This is a genomic window from Streptomyces aurantiacus JA 4570, assembly GCF_000414115.1.
GTDB lineage: Bacteria > Actinomycetota > Actinomycetes > Streptomycetales > Streptomycetaceae > Streptomyces > Streptomyces aurantiacus_A.
The window spans coordinates 1-15,604 of sequence record NZ_AOPZ01000061.1 but is presented as its reverse complement, the minus strand read 5'-3'; the positions used below and the strand labels follow the sequence as shown (position 1 = coordinate 15,604).

The window sequence follows — 15,604 nt, the reverse complement described above, 5'->3', positions numbered from 1 at the left end:
GACGACCGCGGCGGGTTCGAGGAGTGCCGCGGCCCGCAGCTCGGCGTCGTCGGCAAGGAGGTGCAACAGCCGTGCCGGGACGGTGAGATGGTCGGCGAACGCACCGGGCTCGGTGAACCCGGTCTCGGCGTACCCGCCGGTGCACAGGCTGGTTTCGCCGCAGCGGCACCGCTCGCACGTCCCGCAGGCGCGGAAGCCCTCGGCGACGGTCTTACGTCCGACGAGCGCGGCGTCGACACCCGCGCCCACGGCCTCGACGGTCCCGGCCCACTCGTGCCCCGGCGTCACCGGATACCGCACGTACGCGGCGTCCCGACGGCCGTCGTACAGCTCCCGGTCGCTCATGCAGATCCCGGCGGCGGCGACGCGCACCAGGACCTCGCCGGGGCCGGGGGCGGGCACGTCCCGCCGCACGAGACGGTGCTGCCCCGGCCGCTCCACGACGACCGCGCGGCTGCCCTCGTCGGGGCCGCTCACTTCGGGGCCCTCTTCTCCCAGCCCTCGGCCCACAGGTCGAACCGCGCCTGCTGCTGCGGGAACTCGGCCGCCGCTGCCACGTCCAACTCGACCCCGAGGCCGGGCTCGTGGGACAGCTCGAAGTAACCGTCCACGACCTCGGGCGCGCCCTTCACCACCTTCTTGATCTCCGCGTCGGCGAAGTCGTTGAAGTGCTCAAGGATCTTGAAGTTCGGCGCGGTGAAGCCGACTTGGAGGGAGGCGGCCGTCAGCACGGGGCCGCCCACGTTGTGCGGGGCGACCAGCATGTAGTGCGTCTCGGCGGTGGCCGCCAGCTTCCGGGTCTCCCAGATGCCGCCGATGTGGCCGACGTCGGGCTGGAGGATGTCCGCGGCCTGGCTCTCGAACAGCTCGCGGAACTCGATCCGGTCATGGATCCGCTCGCCCGTCGCCACCGGCATGTCGACCCGCGCGGCGACCTTCTCCAGCGCCTTCAGGTTCTCCGGCGGCACCGGCTCCTCCAGCCAGGCGGGCCGGAACGGCGCGAGATCGCGGGCGAGCCGGACCGCCGTTGCGGGCGAGAACCGGCCGTGCATCTCCAGCATCAACTCGGCGTCCGGCCCGATGGCGTCGCGCACCGCCTCGATCAGCGACACCGCGTACCGGCTCTGCTCGTGGTCGAGCTCGAAGTGCCCGGTGCCGAACGGGTCGATCTTCAGGGCGCGGTAGCCGCGCGCCATGACACCCTGCGCCGCCCGGTGGTACGCCTCCGGGGTGCGCTCCGTCGTGTACCAGCCGTTGGCGTACGCCTTGACCCGGTCGGTCACCTTGCCGCCGAGCAACTGCCACACCGGCACGCCGAGCGCCTTGCCCTTGATGTCCCAGCAGGCCATCTCCACGACCGCGATGCCCGACATCACGATCTCCCCGGCCCGCCCGTAGTCGCCGTACTTCATCCTGCGTACGAGATCCTCGACCGCGAACGGATCGGAACCGGCGATGTGGTTGGCCTCGGCCTCGCGGAGATAGCCGAGGAGGGCGTCGGTGCGGCCGAGCATGCGGGTCTCGCCGACCCCCGTCAGTCCTTCGTCGGTGTGGACAAGGACATAGGTCAGATTGCGCCAGGGGGTCCCGACGACGTGAGTGCTGATTCCCGTGATGCGCACGGCAGTTGCCCCCAGGGTGCGTAGGCTGCGTTCGATATTTCGACACGCGTTCGAAATGGTGGCGTGACCGTAAAGCGCCCCTCTCGGGGGTGTCAATGGGTCGCGCGCGAACCGTTTCCGCAGGACCATTGCGTCGTCGACGGACCCCCGTCTAACCTGCGTTCGTGATACCGGCCAACGGTCGGAGTTTCGAACGAAGAGGGTGGGTGGACGGCATGGGGCGCCTTGTTCCGGCGGTGACCAGGGCATTCGACATACTGGAGCTGTTCCTGGAGGGGGACGGCACGCTCTCCGCGCCGGAGGTCACCCGCAAGCTCCGGCTTCCCCGCACCACCGTGCACGAGCTGCTCACCACCCTGGCCGCCCGCTCCTACCTGGTGACGATCCCCGAGCAGCCGGGCCGCTACCGCCTCGGCGTGCGCACCTACCAGTTGGGCAGCCGGTACGCCGAGCAGCTCGACCTCGCCGCCGAGGGCCAGCGCGTGGCCCGCGAGGTCGCCGAGACCTGCGACGAGACCGTGCACGTCGCGATCCTGGAGGACGCCGACGTCATCTACATCGCCAAGGTCGACTCCACGCACGCCGTCCGCATGGTCTCCGCGGCGGGCCGCCGGCTGCCCGCGCACTGCACGGCCGTCGGCAAGATGCTGCTCGCCTCCCTCCCCGCGGCCGAGCTTGATGCCCGCATCGAGGGCCGCGAGCTGGCGGGCATGACGCCGCACAGCCTGACCGATCCGGCCGAGCTGCGTGCCGCGCTCAGCGCGGTCCGCGAGCGCGGCGTGGCCTCCGAGCACCGCGAGTCCAATCCGGACGTGAGCTGTGTGGCCGCTCCGGTGCGCGACAGCGCGGGCCGGGTCGTCGCCGCGCTCTCCGTCTCCGTACCGATGATCCGCTGGAGCGAGGACCGCGAGGCCGAGCTGTCCGACCTGGCGGTGAAGGGGGCGGGCGACCTGTCCGCGCGGCTCGGGCACCGGGGTGCGCGGTGAGGGCGTCCGCGTCGGCCGCGCCGCGGAAGCCGGGGGTCGAGGTCGCCGTGCGCGAGTGGGCCGAGCTGGGCGAGGGGCCGACCTGGGACCCGGTCGCCGGTCACCTGATCTGGGTGGACATCCTCAACTCCCGCGTCCACACCTACGATCCGGCGACCGGCGGGCGCACCGTGCTCGCCACCGAACAGCACGTCGGCGCCGCGAAACCACGGGCGGGCGGCGGCCTCGTCGTCAACCTCCGCGACGGCATCGGGCTCTACGGCCCGGACGGCGCCTTCTCGTGGCTGGTGCGCGACCCGGTCGCGGGACGGCGCGGCAACGACGCGGCTGTCGCCCCGGACGGCGCGCTGTGGGCGGGCACCATGCGCTACGACGAGGCGCCGGGCGGCGGGAGCCTGACGCGCGTCGCCCCGGACGGCACCGCGACCGAGGTGTTCCCGGACGTGGCCGTCAGCAACGGCACCGGCTGGAGCCCCGACGGCACCCTCATGTACTACGTGGACAGCCCCACCCGGCGCATCGACGTCTGCCGCATGGACGGCCAACGCGTCGTCGACCGGCGGGAGTTCACCGTCGTCGCGGAGGGGGACGGCTTCCCCGACGGCCTGACCGTGGACGCGGACGGCTGCGTGTGGGTGGCGCTCTGGGACGGCGGACAGGTCCGGCGCTACACCCCGTCCGGCGCCCTCGACCGGGTGCTGCGGCTGCCGGTGCCGCGCCCCACCGCCTGCGCGTTCGGCGGCCGGGACCTGCGCGACCTGTACGTCACGACGGCCCGGGTCGGCCTGGACCGCCCGCACCCGATGGCGGGCTCGGTCCTGGTGATCCGGGGCGCGGGGCAGGGGCTGCCGGGGGCGGCCTTCGCGGGCTGACCCGCTGCTCGGGCCGACCCGTCACCGGGGCTGAACCGCTACTCGGCCGGAGCGTCGAACATCGAGGAGATGATGCGCTCCGTGTGCTCCGTCAGGTAGAAGTGGTCGCCGGGCAGCACCAGGGCGGAGAACTCGCCGGTGCCCGCCTCGCGCCACGCCTCCACGTCCTGGGGCTCCACCTCGGGGTCCTGGTCGCCCGAGAACACCGAGATCGGGCAGCGCAGGCGGGCCGTGAGGTCCGGCTCGTACGTCTCGATCAGGCGGTAGTCCGCGCGTATCGCGGGCAGCACGAGCGCGCGCAGGTCGGGGTTGGTCAGCAGCTGCGGCTCGGTGCCGCCGAGCCGGCTGATCTCCTCGGTGAACGCGTCCTCCGGCAGCAGATGCACCGTCCCGGTCCGGTGGCGGCTCGGACCCTGGCGCCCGGAGACGAACACCTGCCGGGGCGCGGGGCCGGACCCGGCCTCCATGCGCAGCGCCGTCTCCCAGGCCAGCGCGGCCCCCATGCTGTGGCCGAAGAAGACCAGTTCGCGATCGGCGCGCACACCGGTCCGCAGCGCGTTCGATACGGCGTCGGCCAGCTCGGCCATGGTGGCCACGGGCTGCTCCGCGAGCCGGTCCTGCCGCCCGGGGTACTGCACCGCGACCAGTTCCACGTCCGGCGGGAGCAGCTTCACCCACGGGGCGAAGAAGGAGGCGGTGCCGCCCGCGTGCGGGAAGCACACCAGGGTGGTCCGAGCCGCCGGGCGCGGCTGGACGCGGCGCAGCCAACTGGCCGGGGAGTAGGCCGAGTTGGCCCCCTGGTTCGGGGTCGACGTCATCGATTCGGTGGTCATCAGCACTCCGTCGAGCAGGTAGGCGGTCGGGCGGCGGTTCAAGAGGTCACCCGCGTGACGCAATCAGAAGCCGGGCGAGCACCGCAACCTGCGGAGGTGCTTCGTGCGCCACCCGAACCGCCACCGCGGGCCCGGTCGGCGTACGCGCACCATGTCCGGTCGCCCGGACGCGCAGAGGGTCGTGCCGAGGCGACGCCTCATAGGCACTTGTGCGGTTTTCACCTGAAACCTGGCGAAATATGCATCGCATGCCGCTCAGTCGTCGTAGTGGATGACGCCGTCCTCGTCCATCGTCGGATGGAGCTTCATCGGCTCCGTCGTCTCCACGTCCGAGGGGCGGGCCGGCTCGGGGCCGTCGGGGCCGAGCCTGACCATGCGCTCCACGCGGCAGACGCGGTAGCAGCGGTCGCGCACGACGACCTCGTTCGCGCGGCCCGCCGCCCTGAACTCCGCGGCGGCGTGCGCGAATTCGGTGCGCTCGGCGTCGTCGAAGTCGTACAGGAGCGGCCAGAACTCGGTCATGCCGTGGACGAGCAGCCGCCGTGCGTCGTGCGGGGTGGGCATCAGCGCGCCGCGCGGCCGCCACCGCTCGCCCCGGCGCTCCGCGACACCGAAGCTCACCGGCAGCAGGACCACCTCCGGATGGTCCCGCACGGCCCGCACGGAGTCCTCGCGGAAGGCCGGGGGGAAGTGGTCGCCCGTGTACGTGAAGCCGCGCAGCGCGATCCGCAGCGCCCCCGCCATCAGACCCTCGGCGCGGCCCGGGTCGAGGGTGAAGCCCACGTCCTGCGAGGGCGGCGACGGGCGGTCCTCCCAGGACGGGTCGGCCGGCTCCGGGTCGGTCGGCCGGGGCGGTTCGAGGCCGTCCTCGCCGGAGCGCGCGAACTCGTCGCCGCGGATGACCCGGTAGCGCGTGCCGAGCACGGTGAGCTCGTTGACCGGCTCGCGTTCGAGGCGGGCGACGGCCGAGAGCAGGGCGCGGCGCTCCTCCCGGTCGTCGGTGTCGTCCTTCGCCTTGAACCACAGCAGGGAGTTGAGGCCGTCCCGGGCCTGCTGGGGCGTGCCCTCCGTCACGTCGCCGAGCAGCCGCCAGGGTCCCTCGTCGTCGGTCTCCCGGGCGGCGAGCCCGAAGACCGGCCCCCGCACGGCGAGTTGGGGATACAGGTAGGAGGCGTCCACGGCGTCCGCCTCGCTGACCCAGGCGGCGGGGTCGTCGCGGCGGACCAGGTCGCTGTGGAGCGCGTCGATCTGCCGCTTCCAGTCGTCAGGCATGCGTGCATTGTCCCGAGGCGCCGGCGCCGGGGCGGGCCGCGTCACGCAAGAGCGTGACGAAGTCGCCGAATGCCTGGCGGTCCGGGCGGGCGTGCCCTATAGGGGCGCCGGATCGGCCCCGCCCGGTGTGTCGGCGTACTGCGCCACTCCGTTGCCGAGCGACCAGTCGACGGACTCGTTCTCGGTCACGGTGACGAACACGTTCCGCGGCTCGGTGCCCGCGTACTCCTCGGCGAGTTCGGCGATCCGCCGGTACAGCGCCCGCTTCTGCGCGGGGGTGCGGCCCGAGCGCATCGTGATCGCCACGTACACGATGCCGTCGTCCCGGCGCACCCCGAGGTAGTCGTCGTGGCGCAGCGTGCCGCGGCTGCCGTCGTGGGCGGTGAGCACCTGGAACCGGTCGTCGGGCGGGATGCCGATCGTCTCCATGAGGGCGTCGTGCACGGCACGGCCGAGCGCGTCGAGGCGGCCGGTGTCGGTCCCCAGGACGTCTATGCGGACAAAGGGCATGAGGGTGGTCCTCTCGGTGGTCTGTGGTCTGTGGTCTGTGGTCTGCGGGCGGCGGTGGTCGTCTGTGCCGGTCGTTGTGCGACGCACCGCGCCGGGCTGCTGTACATACTAGTAGGTACAACAGAACAGTGACCCCACCCCGGCCCGGCAGCACGCGCGCCGCCTCCCCAATACCGGTCATGTACAGCTACAGTGCCTTGCCCCCACAGCACCACCGGCACCACCAACTCCCCCCACGACTGCATCCCGAACTCCCGTACGTCCGTACGTGGTTCCACCGGAAAGGGAACGCCAGCCGTGTCTCAACGCTCTCGCCTCAGACCGACAGCCGTCGCCTCCGCCGCCGTGGTCGTCCTCGCCCTCGGGCTGACCGGCACCGCCCACGCCGCCGCACCCGCCACGGCCGCCGGCTCGTCCGCCCGCACCGGCGACGACCCGGACCAGCCCGACAATCCCCTGTACGACGCGCCCGAGGGCTTCAACGTCCAGTCCGGGCGTGAGGCCGTCTCCCTCTCCTGGAGTTTGCTCTCCGCGGCCACCGCCTACGAGGTGTACCGCGCCGAGGCCGAGGGGACCGGGCCGGACGAGGTCGGCCCCTACGAGCGGCTCGCCACCGTGCGTACGGGTGCGTACACCGACGGCGCCGCCGACGCCGACGTCGCGTACGCCTACAAGGTCCGCGCCCTGGACGACGCCGGTCATGTCTCGCCCTTCACCGAGCCCCTCCGCGGCACCCGGGACACCGTCGCGCCCTTCGCGCCGCGGGACCTCACCCCCGTCCGCGAGGACGAGCGCGGTGTGACGCTGACGTGGCGCGGCGGCGACTCGGACGCGGTGAAGTACGTGGTGTACCGCGCCGAGTCGCCCAACGCCCGCCGCGTCAAGGCCGGTTCGACGACATCGCTGACCTACCGTGACACCAAGGGCGACCCGGGCCTCACGTATGTGTACGAGGTGCGGAGCCTCGACGCCGCCGGGAACGAGTCCCAGGCGTCGAACTACGTGACCGGCACCAGGACCGTCACGTCCGCCACGGCGCCCAAGGCCCCCGTCGTCGGCGACGCCCACCTCGTGGGCAAGCGGCTCACGCTGTCGTGGACGCAGAGCCCGTACGTACCGGTCTCGTCCTACACCGTCTACCGCTCAAGGACCTCCCCGGTCGACATCACCGACCCGGCCAACCGGCTGGCCACCACGACGAAGACCGAGTTCACCGCGACGGTGGGCGAGGACGAGCGGGACTACTACTACGCCGTGGTCGCCACGTCCCAGCACTCCGTCTCCTCGCCCGCGTCCGCGTCGGTCAGGCCCACGTACACGGCGCCGCGGCCGCCGGGCGCCACGCAGGTCTACGACGTTGTCCCCGGAGCGGGCAGTGTCCGGCTCAGCTGGTTCGGTGTGCCGTACGGCAGTGACGAGTCGCGCGTGACCGGATACCGCGTCTACCGCTCCACGAAGCCGGAAGTCACCAAGGAAAACGCCGAGTTCAGCCACGTCACGACCGGTTGGGAGTACGTGGACCGCGGGCTGACGGGCGGCACGACGTACTACTACGCCGTCGCCACCCTCAACGAGGACGGCCTCGAGTCCGCCCTCTCTCCCGAGGTGTCGGCCACGCCGACCGCCTGACGGACGGGGGCCGGGAGGCTGTCGGCCTTCCGGCCCTGGCCCTTAGGGTCCTCAGGCGGCCCGTCCGTCCCGCCGGAACAGCGCCGTCCACAGGAACGGCTCCCCGAAGTACGCGGACTCCGGCGACTCGTCGCGCATGCGGCGCAGTTCGACCTCCGTGAGCTCGGAGAAGATCCAGCGGAGGGATTCCGGGGTGTAGGCGAGGCCGCCCTGGGGGCCCGACGCGCGGTAGAGGTCCGCGTCGGGAAGTTCGGAGCCCATCCCGCCCGCCGCGAAACAGGTGAGGGCGAAGTGGCCGCCGGGCGCGAGCGCCCGGTCGAGCAGGGCCAGGTAGCTGACGCGGCGGTGCGGCGGCAGATGGTGGAAGCAGCCCGAGTCGTGGATCAGGTCGTACGGTCCGCCGAGCGCGACGGGGTCGAGCGCGAACGCGTCACCCAGGTGGAAGCGGACGTCGGCCCCGGCCTCGCGGGCGCGTTCCTCGGCCCAGGAGATCGCGGCCGGCGACACGTCGACGGCGTCGACCTCGAAGCCGAGCGAGGCCAGGTGCAACGCGTTGCGGCCCGGACCGCAGCCGAGGTCCAGGGCGCGGCCCGGCGCGACCAGGCCGCGGTCGACGTACGAGGCGAGGCTCTCGTCGGGCTTCGCCACGAAGAACGGCACCGGCCTCGACCGGTCGGCGTAGAAGCCGTCCCACCAGTCGCCCGCGTCCGCCGTCCAGCGGTCGGCCCCCGGCGCGAACAGGGTGTCAAGGAGTTTCAGTACGTCGTCGACAGTGCGTATGTTCCGTTCCATCGGAGCCCTTTCGCCGTTGTCCCAGCCTCTGGTGGGGATGGCTCGACGCTAGCGTCGCGACGTACGAAATCCCAGCTCAGGGGGGATGGAGCGATCGCCTGGACGGGCGCGTGCGCGGTGCGAGGAAGGGCGGGAAGGGCGCCGCACACGATGGCTGCACCCGTCCGTCCGCGCCCGCGCCGTAGGCCCCCGTGCGGCCTTTCAGAGTGCCGCCTGCGCGGGTTTCTCGACGGATTCGGCGGGGCCGGACCGCGGGAAGGCGCGGCGGTAGTCGCTGGGGGACACGCCGACCTGCTTGAGGAAGTGGTGGCGGAGATTGTTCGCCGTGCCGAGGCCGCTCAGTTCGCCGACCTTCTCGACCGGCAGCTCGGTGGACTCCAGGAGGCTCTGGGCGCGGGCGAGGCGCTGGTTGAGGAGCCACTGGAGGGGCGTCGTGCCGGTGGCGGACTGGAGGCGGCGGTAGAACGTGCGCGGACTCATCGAGGCACGGCGCGCCAGGTCCGCCACCGTCAGCGGCCGGTCCAGGTGCCGCCGCGCCCAGTCCAGGACCGGGCTCAGCCCCGCGTCGTCCGTGACGGGCACCGAAAGGTCGATGAACTGGGCCTGCCCGCCCGGCCGGTGGGCGGGCACCACCATGCGGCGGGCGAGCTGGTTGGCGACGTGCGCGCCGAGATCGCGGCGTACGAGATGGAGGCACAGGTCCAGGCCCGCCGTCAGGCCGGCACTGGTCAGCACGTCGCCGTCGTCCACGTACAGGACCGAGTCGTCCACCTCCACCCGGGGAAAGCGCGCGGCGAGCTGAGCCGTGTGCTGCCAGTGCGCGGTGGCGCGGCGGCCGTCGAGGAGGCCCGCCTCCGCGAGCGCGAACGCGCCGTTGCACAGGGACACCATGCGCGCGCCCGCCGCGTGCGCGCGGCGCAGCGCCCCGACGAGGCCGGGCGGCATCGGCGCGCCCTCCTCCACGCAGGCGTCCGGCACTGACGGCACGATGACGGTGTCCGCGCCGACGAGGTCGTCGAGGCCGTACTGGGTGCGCACCGAGAGGCCGAACCGGGCCTCGTCGTCCTGCCGCTGCGGCGATCCGGTGCCGCAGAGCCGGAAGTCGTACCAGGGGTCGGCCAGATCCGGCTGCGGCTTGCCGAACACCGTGCACGGAATGCTCAGTTCGTACAGGTCCCACGACGGGACCCCGATCTCCTCGGTCACGACCACCGCGACGGAACCAGCGCTCATGCGGCGACGATACGGGCCGCGCCGGTCGCCCGGGCACCTGGCAGGAATTTGGTGGCCGCCGTCACCACTGTCACTGTCGGGGCGTTCGGCGCGCTGCGAAGGTGGTCCGTACGTGATCAACGTGACCAGCCGCCGCACAGCGGAACTTTGAGGAGCAACAACACAATGAGCGCAGAACGACACGCCTCCGCCCCCGCCCCGGTGACCGTCATCGGGCTCGGCAACATGGGCACGGCCCTTGCCGCCGCCTTCCTGGAGCGCGGCCACCCGACCACTGTCTGGAACCGTTCGCCCGAGAAGGCGAAGGCGCTCGGCGAGCGCGGCGCACGGGTGGCCGCGACGCCCGAAGAGGCAGTGGGCGCCGCCGACTTGGTGATCGCCTGCGTCCTCGACCACGACGCCCTGCACGGCGTTCTCGACCCCGTCGCGGACCGCCTCGCGGGCCGCACCCTGGTGAACGTCACCTCCGGATCGCCGGAGCAGGCCCGCGAGTTCACCAAGTGGGCGGACGGCCATGCCGTCGCCTACCTCGACGGCGCCATCATGACCACGCCGCCGGGCGTCGGCAGCCCCGACATGATGTTCCTCTACAGCGGCTCGGAGGCGGCGTTCACCGCCCAGCGGCAGACGCTGGAGGTCCTCGGCGACCCGCTGTACGTCGGCGCGGACCCGGGGGCCGCCTCGCTGTACGACGCGGCGCTGCTCGGCCTGATGTGGTCCACGTTCACCGGCTGGCTGCACGGCACCGCGCTCGTCGGCGCCGACGGGGTCGCCGCGACGGACTTCACGGCGCTCGCCACCCGCTGGCTCGGCGGCGCGGTCAGCGGCTTCCTCGCGCGGTACGCGGCGCAGGTGGACGACGGCCGCTATCCGGGCGACGACGCCACCCTCGACGTACAGATCGTGGCCATCGACCACCTCATCCACGCGGCGGCCGACCGGGGCGTCGACAACGCGCTGCCGGAGCTGCTGAAGGCGACCATGGAGCGCGCGAAGGCGGCGGGGCACGGCGGCGACAGCTACGCCAGTGTGATCGAAGTGCTGCGGGGCGAACGGCGGGCGGGCGTACCGACGGCCGCACACTAGAAGTGGTCTGTGGCCACCGCGCGGGCCGGTGACCCGAGAGTCACCGTGCGTGACCTGGGAGGGCGTTGTGATCGAGCGCACCCGTAGGGGGTGAGGGGTCCGGTCCGGCGGCGCGGGGGCGGGGGCGGAACGGCACATTCAGTGCCCGGGTTCGCACGACTCCGTGATCACGGATGGGCTGTCTGTTCGCAATCGTCCCGTATTGATGGGTAATTGGTGCTTGAGAGACGCAGCTCACACCCGCCCCCGCCTCCGGTACATGAGATCTACACCCATTGAGCGCATCTCCTACCCGAGGATGAGCTGCCCCGCTGACGACTACACCGGTCGTGGGCCGATAGTCCGGCCCGCAGTCTGACTTCCGCGCCCCAACCTGCCGTCACGATGGAGAGGATCCTGAAGACCTGTACCGACGAGCATCACCGTGCCGCCGGATGGTCGCCTTGCCTGCCAATCCCGACGGGGGTCTCTTTCGCCGTGGCTACGTTCCTCTACAAGCTGGGCCGTCTCGCGTTCAGACGGCGCGGATGGATGGCACTCATATGGGTGCTGCTCTTCGTCGGCGCCGGCTTCGCCGCCTCGTCGGCCCCCGCGGCGCCCCCGGACACGTTCTCCATGCCGGGCACCGAGTCCCAGAAGGCATTCGACCTGCTCGACGAGCGCTTCCCCGAGACCAGTGCCGACGGTGCCACCGCTCGCGTAGTGGTCCGTGCCCCCGGCGGCGAGAAGATCAGCGCCGCCGAGAACAAGGCGAAGGTCGAGAAGCTGGTCGACCGCCTCGGCAAGGGCGACAAGGTCTCCAAGGTCGACGACCCGTTCAAGGCGGGCACCGTCAGCAAGGACGGCACCACCGCCTACGCGACCGTGTCCTACAAGGTCACCGGCACCGAGCTGAGTGACAAGAACAAGGAGGCGCTGACCAAGCTCCTCGAGGACACCCGCAAGGACGGCCTGACCGTCGAGGCGGGCGGCGACGCCGTCGAAACCGAGCAGGAGATGGGCGGCACCGCCGAGCTGATCGGCATCGCGGTCTCCGCGGTGGTCCTGCTCATCACCTTCGGCTCGATGATCGCCGCGGGCATGCCGATCCTCACCGCGCTCATCGGCGTCGGCATCGGCATCTCCAGCATCACGGCGCTCGCCAGCACCCTGGAGCTGTCCAGCACCACATCGACGCTCGCCATGATGATCGGTCTCGCGGTCGGCATCGACTACGCGCTGTTCATCGTGTCCCGCTACCGAGCCGAGATAGCCGAAGGCCGCGAACCCGAGGACGCGGTCGGACGAGCCGTCGGAACCGCCGGTTCCGCGGTGGTCTTCGCCGGGCTCACCGTCGTCATCGCCCTCTCCGGCCTCGCGGTCGTCAACATTCCGCTGCTCACCAAGATGGGCCTCGCCGCGGCCGGCACGGTCGTCATCGCCGTGCTGATCGCCCTCACCCTGATCCCGGCGCTGCTCGGCTTCGGCCGCCGCAAGGTGCTGCGCCGCAAGGACCGCAAGAAGCCGTTCGGTACGCCGCACGCCGACCCGAACGCCAAGCCGAAGCTCGGCACCCGCTGGGCCCGGTTCGTGCTGCGCCGCCCGCTGGTCGTGCTGCTGTTCGCCGTCGTCGGCCTCGGTGCCATCGCCGCCCCGGCCGCCAAGCTGGAGCTCGGCCTGCCCGACGAGGGCACCTTCGCGACGGACACCACCCAGCGCAAGGCGTACGACATGCTGTCGGACTCCTTCGGCAAGGGCTTCAACGGCCCGCTCACGGTCGTCGTCGACAAGGAGGACGGCGCGGGCGCCGCCGCGAAGGACGTCAGCGCGGCACTCAAGAAGTTCGACGGCGTCGTCACCGTCACCCCGGCCATGCCGAACAAGGCCAACGACACGGCGACCCTGACAGCCGTGCCGAAGACAGGCCCGAGCGATGCCGACACGGAGAAGCTGGTCAAGAAGATCCGCTCCGACATCAGCGACGTCGAGGGCAAGACCGGCTCCGAGGTCCTGATCACCGGCGCGACGGCCATGACCATCGACTTCTCGCAGACCCTCGACGACGCCCTGATCCCGTACCTGGCTCTCGTCGTCGGCCTGGCCTTCCTGCTCCTGATGCTGGTGTTCCGCTCCATCCTGGTCCCGTTGAAGGCGGCCCTGGGCTTCCTCCTCTCGGTGCTCGCGGCGCTCGGCGCGGTCGTGGCGGTCTTCCAGCAGGGCCACCTCGCCGACCTCTTCGGCGTCGACCAGCCCGGCCCGATCATGAGCATGATGCCGATCTTCATGATCGGTGTGGTCTTCGGTCTCGCGATGGACTACGAGGTCTTCCTCGTCACGCGGATGCGTGAGGCGTACGTCCACGGGGCGCGCCCCGGCGAGGCCGTGGTGACCGGCTTCACCCACAGCGGACGCGTCGTCGCCGCGGCGGCGGTCATCATGATCAGCGTCTTCTCCGGCTTCATCATGGAGAACGACGACATGATCAAGATGATGGGCTTCGGTCTCGCGGCGGCCGTCCTCTTCGACGCCTTCGTGGTCCGCATGGCGATCGTGCCCGCGGTGCTCGCACTGCTCGGCAAGTCCGCCTGGTGGCTGCCGGGCTGGCTCAACAAGATCCTTCCGAATGTGGACGTGGAGGGCGAGAAGCTGCACAAGCAGCTCGGTGACGTGAACGGCGGACCCGCGCCGTACTCCGACCCGGAGCGGGAGCTGGAGCGCGTGCGCTGACGCGCGGCGGCTCCGGCGGACAGCACGCGCTGACCCGCCAACAGTAGGGCGGCGGCCCGGTGACCTCCTCGGTCACCGGGCCGCCGTGCTGTGCGCCCGCGGTCCCGCTGGTGGAGACTGCCCTCAACCGCCCTCGGTTCAAAGACAGGTCGGTTCAAAGACCGGTCTGAGGCCCGGGCGACCGTCCTCGGCCCGGCACCGGAGGTGCCCTTGCTGTTCACCCAGGAGGTCCTGGAGCGGATCGCCGCCGGCGACGTCGACCTGGCGTTCCGGCGCTGGCGGAGGCCCGCCGTCCGACCCGGCACCACGCTGCGTACCGCCGTCGGAGTACTCGCCGTCGAAGCCGTGGACGCCGTCGACGAGGACGACGTGAGCGACCAGGACGCCCGCCGCGCCGGCTACGCCGACCGCGCCCTCCTGCTCGCCGACCAGCGCCCCGGCGCCGACCGCACCCTCTACCGCGTCACCCTCCGCCCCGCAGGCGACGACCCCCGCGTCCGCCTGCGGCAGGACACGGACCTCACCGCCGCCGAGCTCGACGACATCGCCGCCGCCCTCGCCCGCATGGACGCCCGCAGCAGCCACGGCCCGTGGACCACCGCCACCCTCGAACTCATCGCCGCCCACCCCGCCGTCCGCGCCGCCGACCTGGCCGCCCGGGCAGGCCGCGAACGGCTCCCCTTCAAGGCCGACGTACGCAAGCTCAAGGAGCGCGGGCTGACGGAGAGCCTCGACGTCGGCTACCGGCTCTCCCCGCGCGGACGCCTCGTGCTCGACCACGTGCGCCGCCGGACGGACTGACCCGGCTCCCCGCCCACGCGTGCCGAGTCGGCCTATTTCGTACGTTCGCGGGCTCAACTTCAGCGCGATGTCACGCGTCCGTGCTAAGGGCTGAACGGTTTCAGGGCCCGGCTGCCAGGCCCTCGTTCCGCGCGAAGGAGGTTGCCCATGACCGGATTCGACGCGGACCGGCTCGCGGTGATCGCACTGGACTCCGTGCGGGCGCGGGACATCCGAACCACCGGCGCGAAGGCCGCCCATCTGGCGCGGGCCGCGCGGGCCGGGCTTCCCGTCCTGCCGGGATTCGTCCTGGTGCCCGCCGCGGCGGCGCCCGGAACCCCGCAAGGCGAGGCTGAACTCCGGCGCGCCTGGGGGGAGTTGAGCGGCGACGGCGCCCGGCCGCTCGTCGTGCGGTCCTCCTCCGCGCACGAGGACGGCACCGAGTCGTCCATGGCGGGCCTGTTCGAGACGGTCCTCGACGTGCGTGGCTGGGAGGCGTTCACCGACGCCGTGCGGCGGGTGTTCCACTCGGCGGCCCGGCGCGTGCCCGTACGGCAGCTCACGGGGGATCAGCGCGAAAGCGTGCTCGCGGCGGGACCGGGATCGGGAGCGGAGGCCGCCGGGGGAGGCGAGGCCGACGCGCTCTCGCGGGGCCAGGGCGGTGGCGCCGCCCATGACGGCATGGCCGTGCTCGTGCAGCCCATGGTGCGCGCCGTCGCGGGCGGGGTGCTGTTCGGCGCCGACCCCCTCGCGGGGCGCCACGACCGGATGCTCGTCAGCGCGGTCCCCGGTGGCCCCGACCGGCTGGTCGACGGCAGCGTCCAGGGCGTGCGGTACCACCTCACGCGCCACGCCCGCCCGGTGCGCGCCGAACCCGACGAGCCGCGCGGCACCTCCCTGCTCGACCGGGGGCGGCTGCGCCGCCTCGTACGCCTGGCGCGCCTCGCGCAGCGGGAGTTCGGCGGCCCGCAGGACATCGAGTTCGGCTTCGACGCCGCCGACCGGCTGTGGCTGTTCCAGACCCGCCCCATCACCGCGATGCCCGCCGTGCCGCCGCGCCGCGCCCGCCTGCTCGGGCCGGGGCCGGTGGCCGAGACCTTCCCCGGCGTCCTGCAGCCGCTGGAGGAGGACCTGTGGCTGGCCCCCATGTCGTACGGCCTGGCCCTCGCCCTTGACCTCACGGGCTCGGCCCCGCGCGGGAAGCTGCGGAGCCTGCCCGTCGTCACCGCCGTCGACGGCCGCGCGGCCGCCGACCTGGGGCTCCTCGGCGCGGCGCCCGCCCG

At 72.3% G+C, this 15,604-nt stretch carries 14 protein-coding genes; 7 read left to right on the top strand and 7 right to left on the bottom strand.

Annotated elements, in window-relative coordinates; all coding sequences use genetic code 11:
- On the bottom strand, window positions 1-477 hold a 477-nt coding region (locus STRAU_RS07750), incomplete at its 3' end, for an alcohol dehydrogenase catalytic domain-containing protein (RefSeq protein ID WP_037658062.1).
- A complete protein-coding gene (locus STRAU_RS07745; protein ID WP_016639703.1) occupies window positions 474-1,622 on the bottom strand; it encodes a mandelate racemase/muconate lactonizing enzyme family protein in 1,149 nt (382 codons plus the stop codon). The genes STRAU_RS07745 and STRAU_RS07750, both read right to left, overlap by 4 nt.
- A gap of 215 nt (window positions 1,623-1,837) precedes the next feature.
- Between STRAU_RS07745 and STRAU_RS07740 the strand changes: the two genes are divergently transcribed.
- Together STRAU_RS07740 and STRAU_RS07735 are read left to right on the top strand one after the other, a co-directional pair.
- Complete coding sequence (locus STRAU_RS07740) at window positions 1,838-2,608, top strand: IclR family transcriptional regulator (protein WP_037658068.1); 771 nt, start codon at window positions 1,838-1,840, stop codon at window positions 2,606-2,608.
- Window positions 2,605-3,480, top strand: a complete 876-nt coding sequence (locus STRAU_RS07735; protein ID WP_016639701.1) for an SMP-30/gluconolactonase/LRE family protein — start codon at window positions 2,605-2,607, stop codon at window positions 3,478-3,480. The genes STRAU_RS07740 and STRAU_RS07735 overlap by 4 nt, the downstream gene beginning before the upstream one ends.
- 38 nt (window positions 3,481-3,518) lie before the next feature.
- Here the strand turns inward: STRAU_RS07735 and STRAU_RS07730 are convergent, their stop codons facing one another.
- The 3 genes from STRAU_RS07730 to STRAU_RS07720 form a co-directional block, all read right to left on the bottom strand.
- Window positions 3,519-4,313 carry a thioesterase II family protein gene (locus STRAU_RS07730; RefSeq protein WP_259299843.1) on the bottom strand — a complete coding sequence of 265 codons (795 nt, stop codon included), beginning with the start codon at window positions 4,311-4,313 and terminating at the stop codon, window positions 3,519-3,521.
- A gap of 255 nt (window positions 4,314-4,568) precedes the next feature.
- Window positions 4,569-5,585, bottom strand: coding sequence for a DUF5954 family protein (locus STRAU_RS07725; protein WP_016639699.1), 1,017 nt, complete (start codon window positions 5,583-5,585; stop codon window positions 4,569-4,571).
- 96 nt (window positions 5,586-5,681) lie between these two features.
- The gene (locus tag STRAU_RS07720) at window positions 5,682-6,095 is read right to left on the bottom strand and encodes a tautomerase family protein (RefSeq protein WP_016639698.1); all 414 of its coding nucleotides are present in this window, start codon (window positions 6,093-6,095) and stop codon (window positions 5,682-5,684) included.
- A gap of 297 nt (window positions 6,096-6,392) precedes the next feature.
- On the opposite strand from STRAU_RS07720, the gene STRAU_RS07715 reads away from it, so the two are divergent.
- Window positions 6,393-7,724: a fibronectin type III domain-containing protein gene (locus STRAU_RS07715; protein WP_158692028.1), complete on the top strand. Its 1,332-nt coding sequence runs from the start codon at window positions 6,393-6,395 to the stop codon at window positions 7,722-7,724.
- A 51-nt stretch (window positions 7,725-7,775) separates the two neighbouring features.
- Here STRAU_RS07715 and STRAU_RS07710 read toward each other — a convergent pair whose 3' ends face one another.
- Complete coding sequence (locus STRAU_RS07710; RefSeq protein ID WP_016639696.1) at window positions 7,776-8,516, bottom strand: class I SAM-dependent methyltransferase; 741 nt, start codon at window positions 8,514-8,516, stop codon at window positions 7,776-7,778.
- A gap of 201 nt (window positions 8,517-8,717) precedes the next feature.
- Window positions 8,718-9,728 (bottom strand): GlxA family transcriptional regulator, encoded by a 1,011-nt coding sequence (locus tag STRAU_RS07705; protein WP_016639695.1) that lies wholly within the window; start codon window positions 9,726-9,728, stop codon window positions 8,718-8,720.
- 186 nt (window positions 9,729-9,914) lie between these two features.
- Here STRAU_RS07705 and STRAU_RS07700 point away from each other — a divergent pair, with 186 nt between their 5' ends.
- The 4 genes from STRAU_RS07700 to STRAU_RS07685 all read left to right on the top strand — a co-directional run.
- A complete protein-coding gene (locus STRAU_RS07700) occupies window positions 9,915-10,835 on the top strand; it encodes an NAD(P)-dependent oxidoreductase (protein ID WP_016639694.1) in 921 nt (306 codons plus the stop codon).
- Window positions 10,836-11,312: 477 nt separating this feature from the next.
- Entirely contained in the window at window positions 11,313-13,541 is a 2,229-nt protein-coding gene (locus tag STRAU_RS07695) for an MMPL family transporter (RefSeq protein ID WP_037658060.1), read from the top strand.
- Window positions 13,542-13,751: 210 nt separating this feature from the next.
- The gene (locus STRAU_RS07690; protein WP_016639691.1) at window positions 13,752-14,342 is read left to right on the top strand and encodes an ASCH domain-containing protein; all 591 of its coding nucleotides are present in this window, start codon (window positions 13,752-13,754) and stop codon (window positions 14,340-14,342) included.
- A gap of 147 nt (window positions 14,343-14,489) precedes the next feature.
- A partial coding sequence (locus STRAU_RS07685; protein WP_259299842.1) for a PEP/pyruvate-binding domain-containing protein occupies window positions 14,490-15,604 on the top strand: 1,115 nt, incomplete at its 3' end.

Bases quoted from the DNA above. Each gene is read 5' to 3' on its own strand.
- STRAU_RS07730 (WP_259299843.1), bottom strand. From the start codon at position 4,313: ATGACCACCGAATCGATGACGTCGACCCCGAACCAGGGGGCCAACTCG.
- STRAU_RS07700 (WP_016639694.1), top strand. From the start codon at position 9,915: ATGAGCGCAGAACGACACGCCTCCGCCCCCGCCCCGGTGACCGTCATC.
- STRAU_RS07725 (WP_016639699.1), bottom strand. From the start codon at position 5,585: ATGCCTGACGACTGGAAGCGGCAGATCGACGCGCTCCACAGCGACCTG.
- STRAU_RS07720 (WP_016639698.1), bottom strand. From the start codon at position 6,095: ATGCCCTTTGTCCGCATAGACGTCCTGGGGACCGACACCGGCCGCCTC.
- STRAU_RS07710 (WP_016639696.1), bottom strand. From the start codon at position 8,516: ATGGAACGGAACATACGCACTGTCGACGACGTACTGAAACTCCTTGAC.
- STRAU_RS07740 (WP_037658068.1), top strand. From the start codon at position 1,838: ATGGGGCGCCTTGTTCCGGCGGTGACCAGGGCATTCGACATACTGGAG.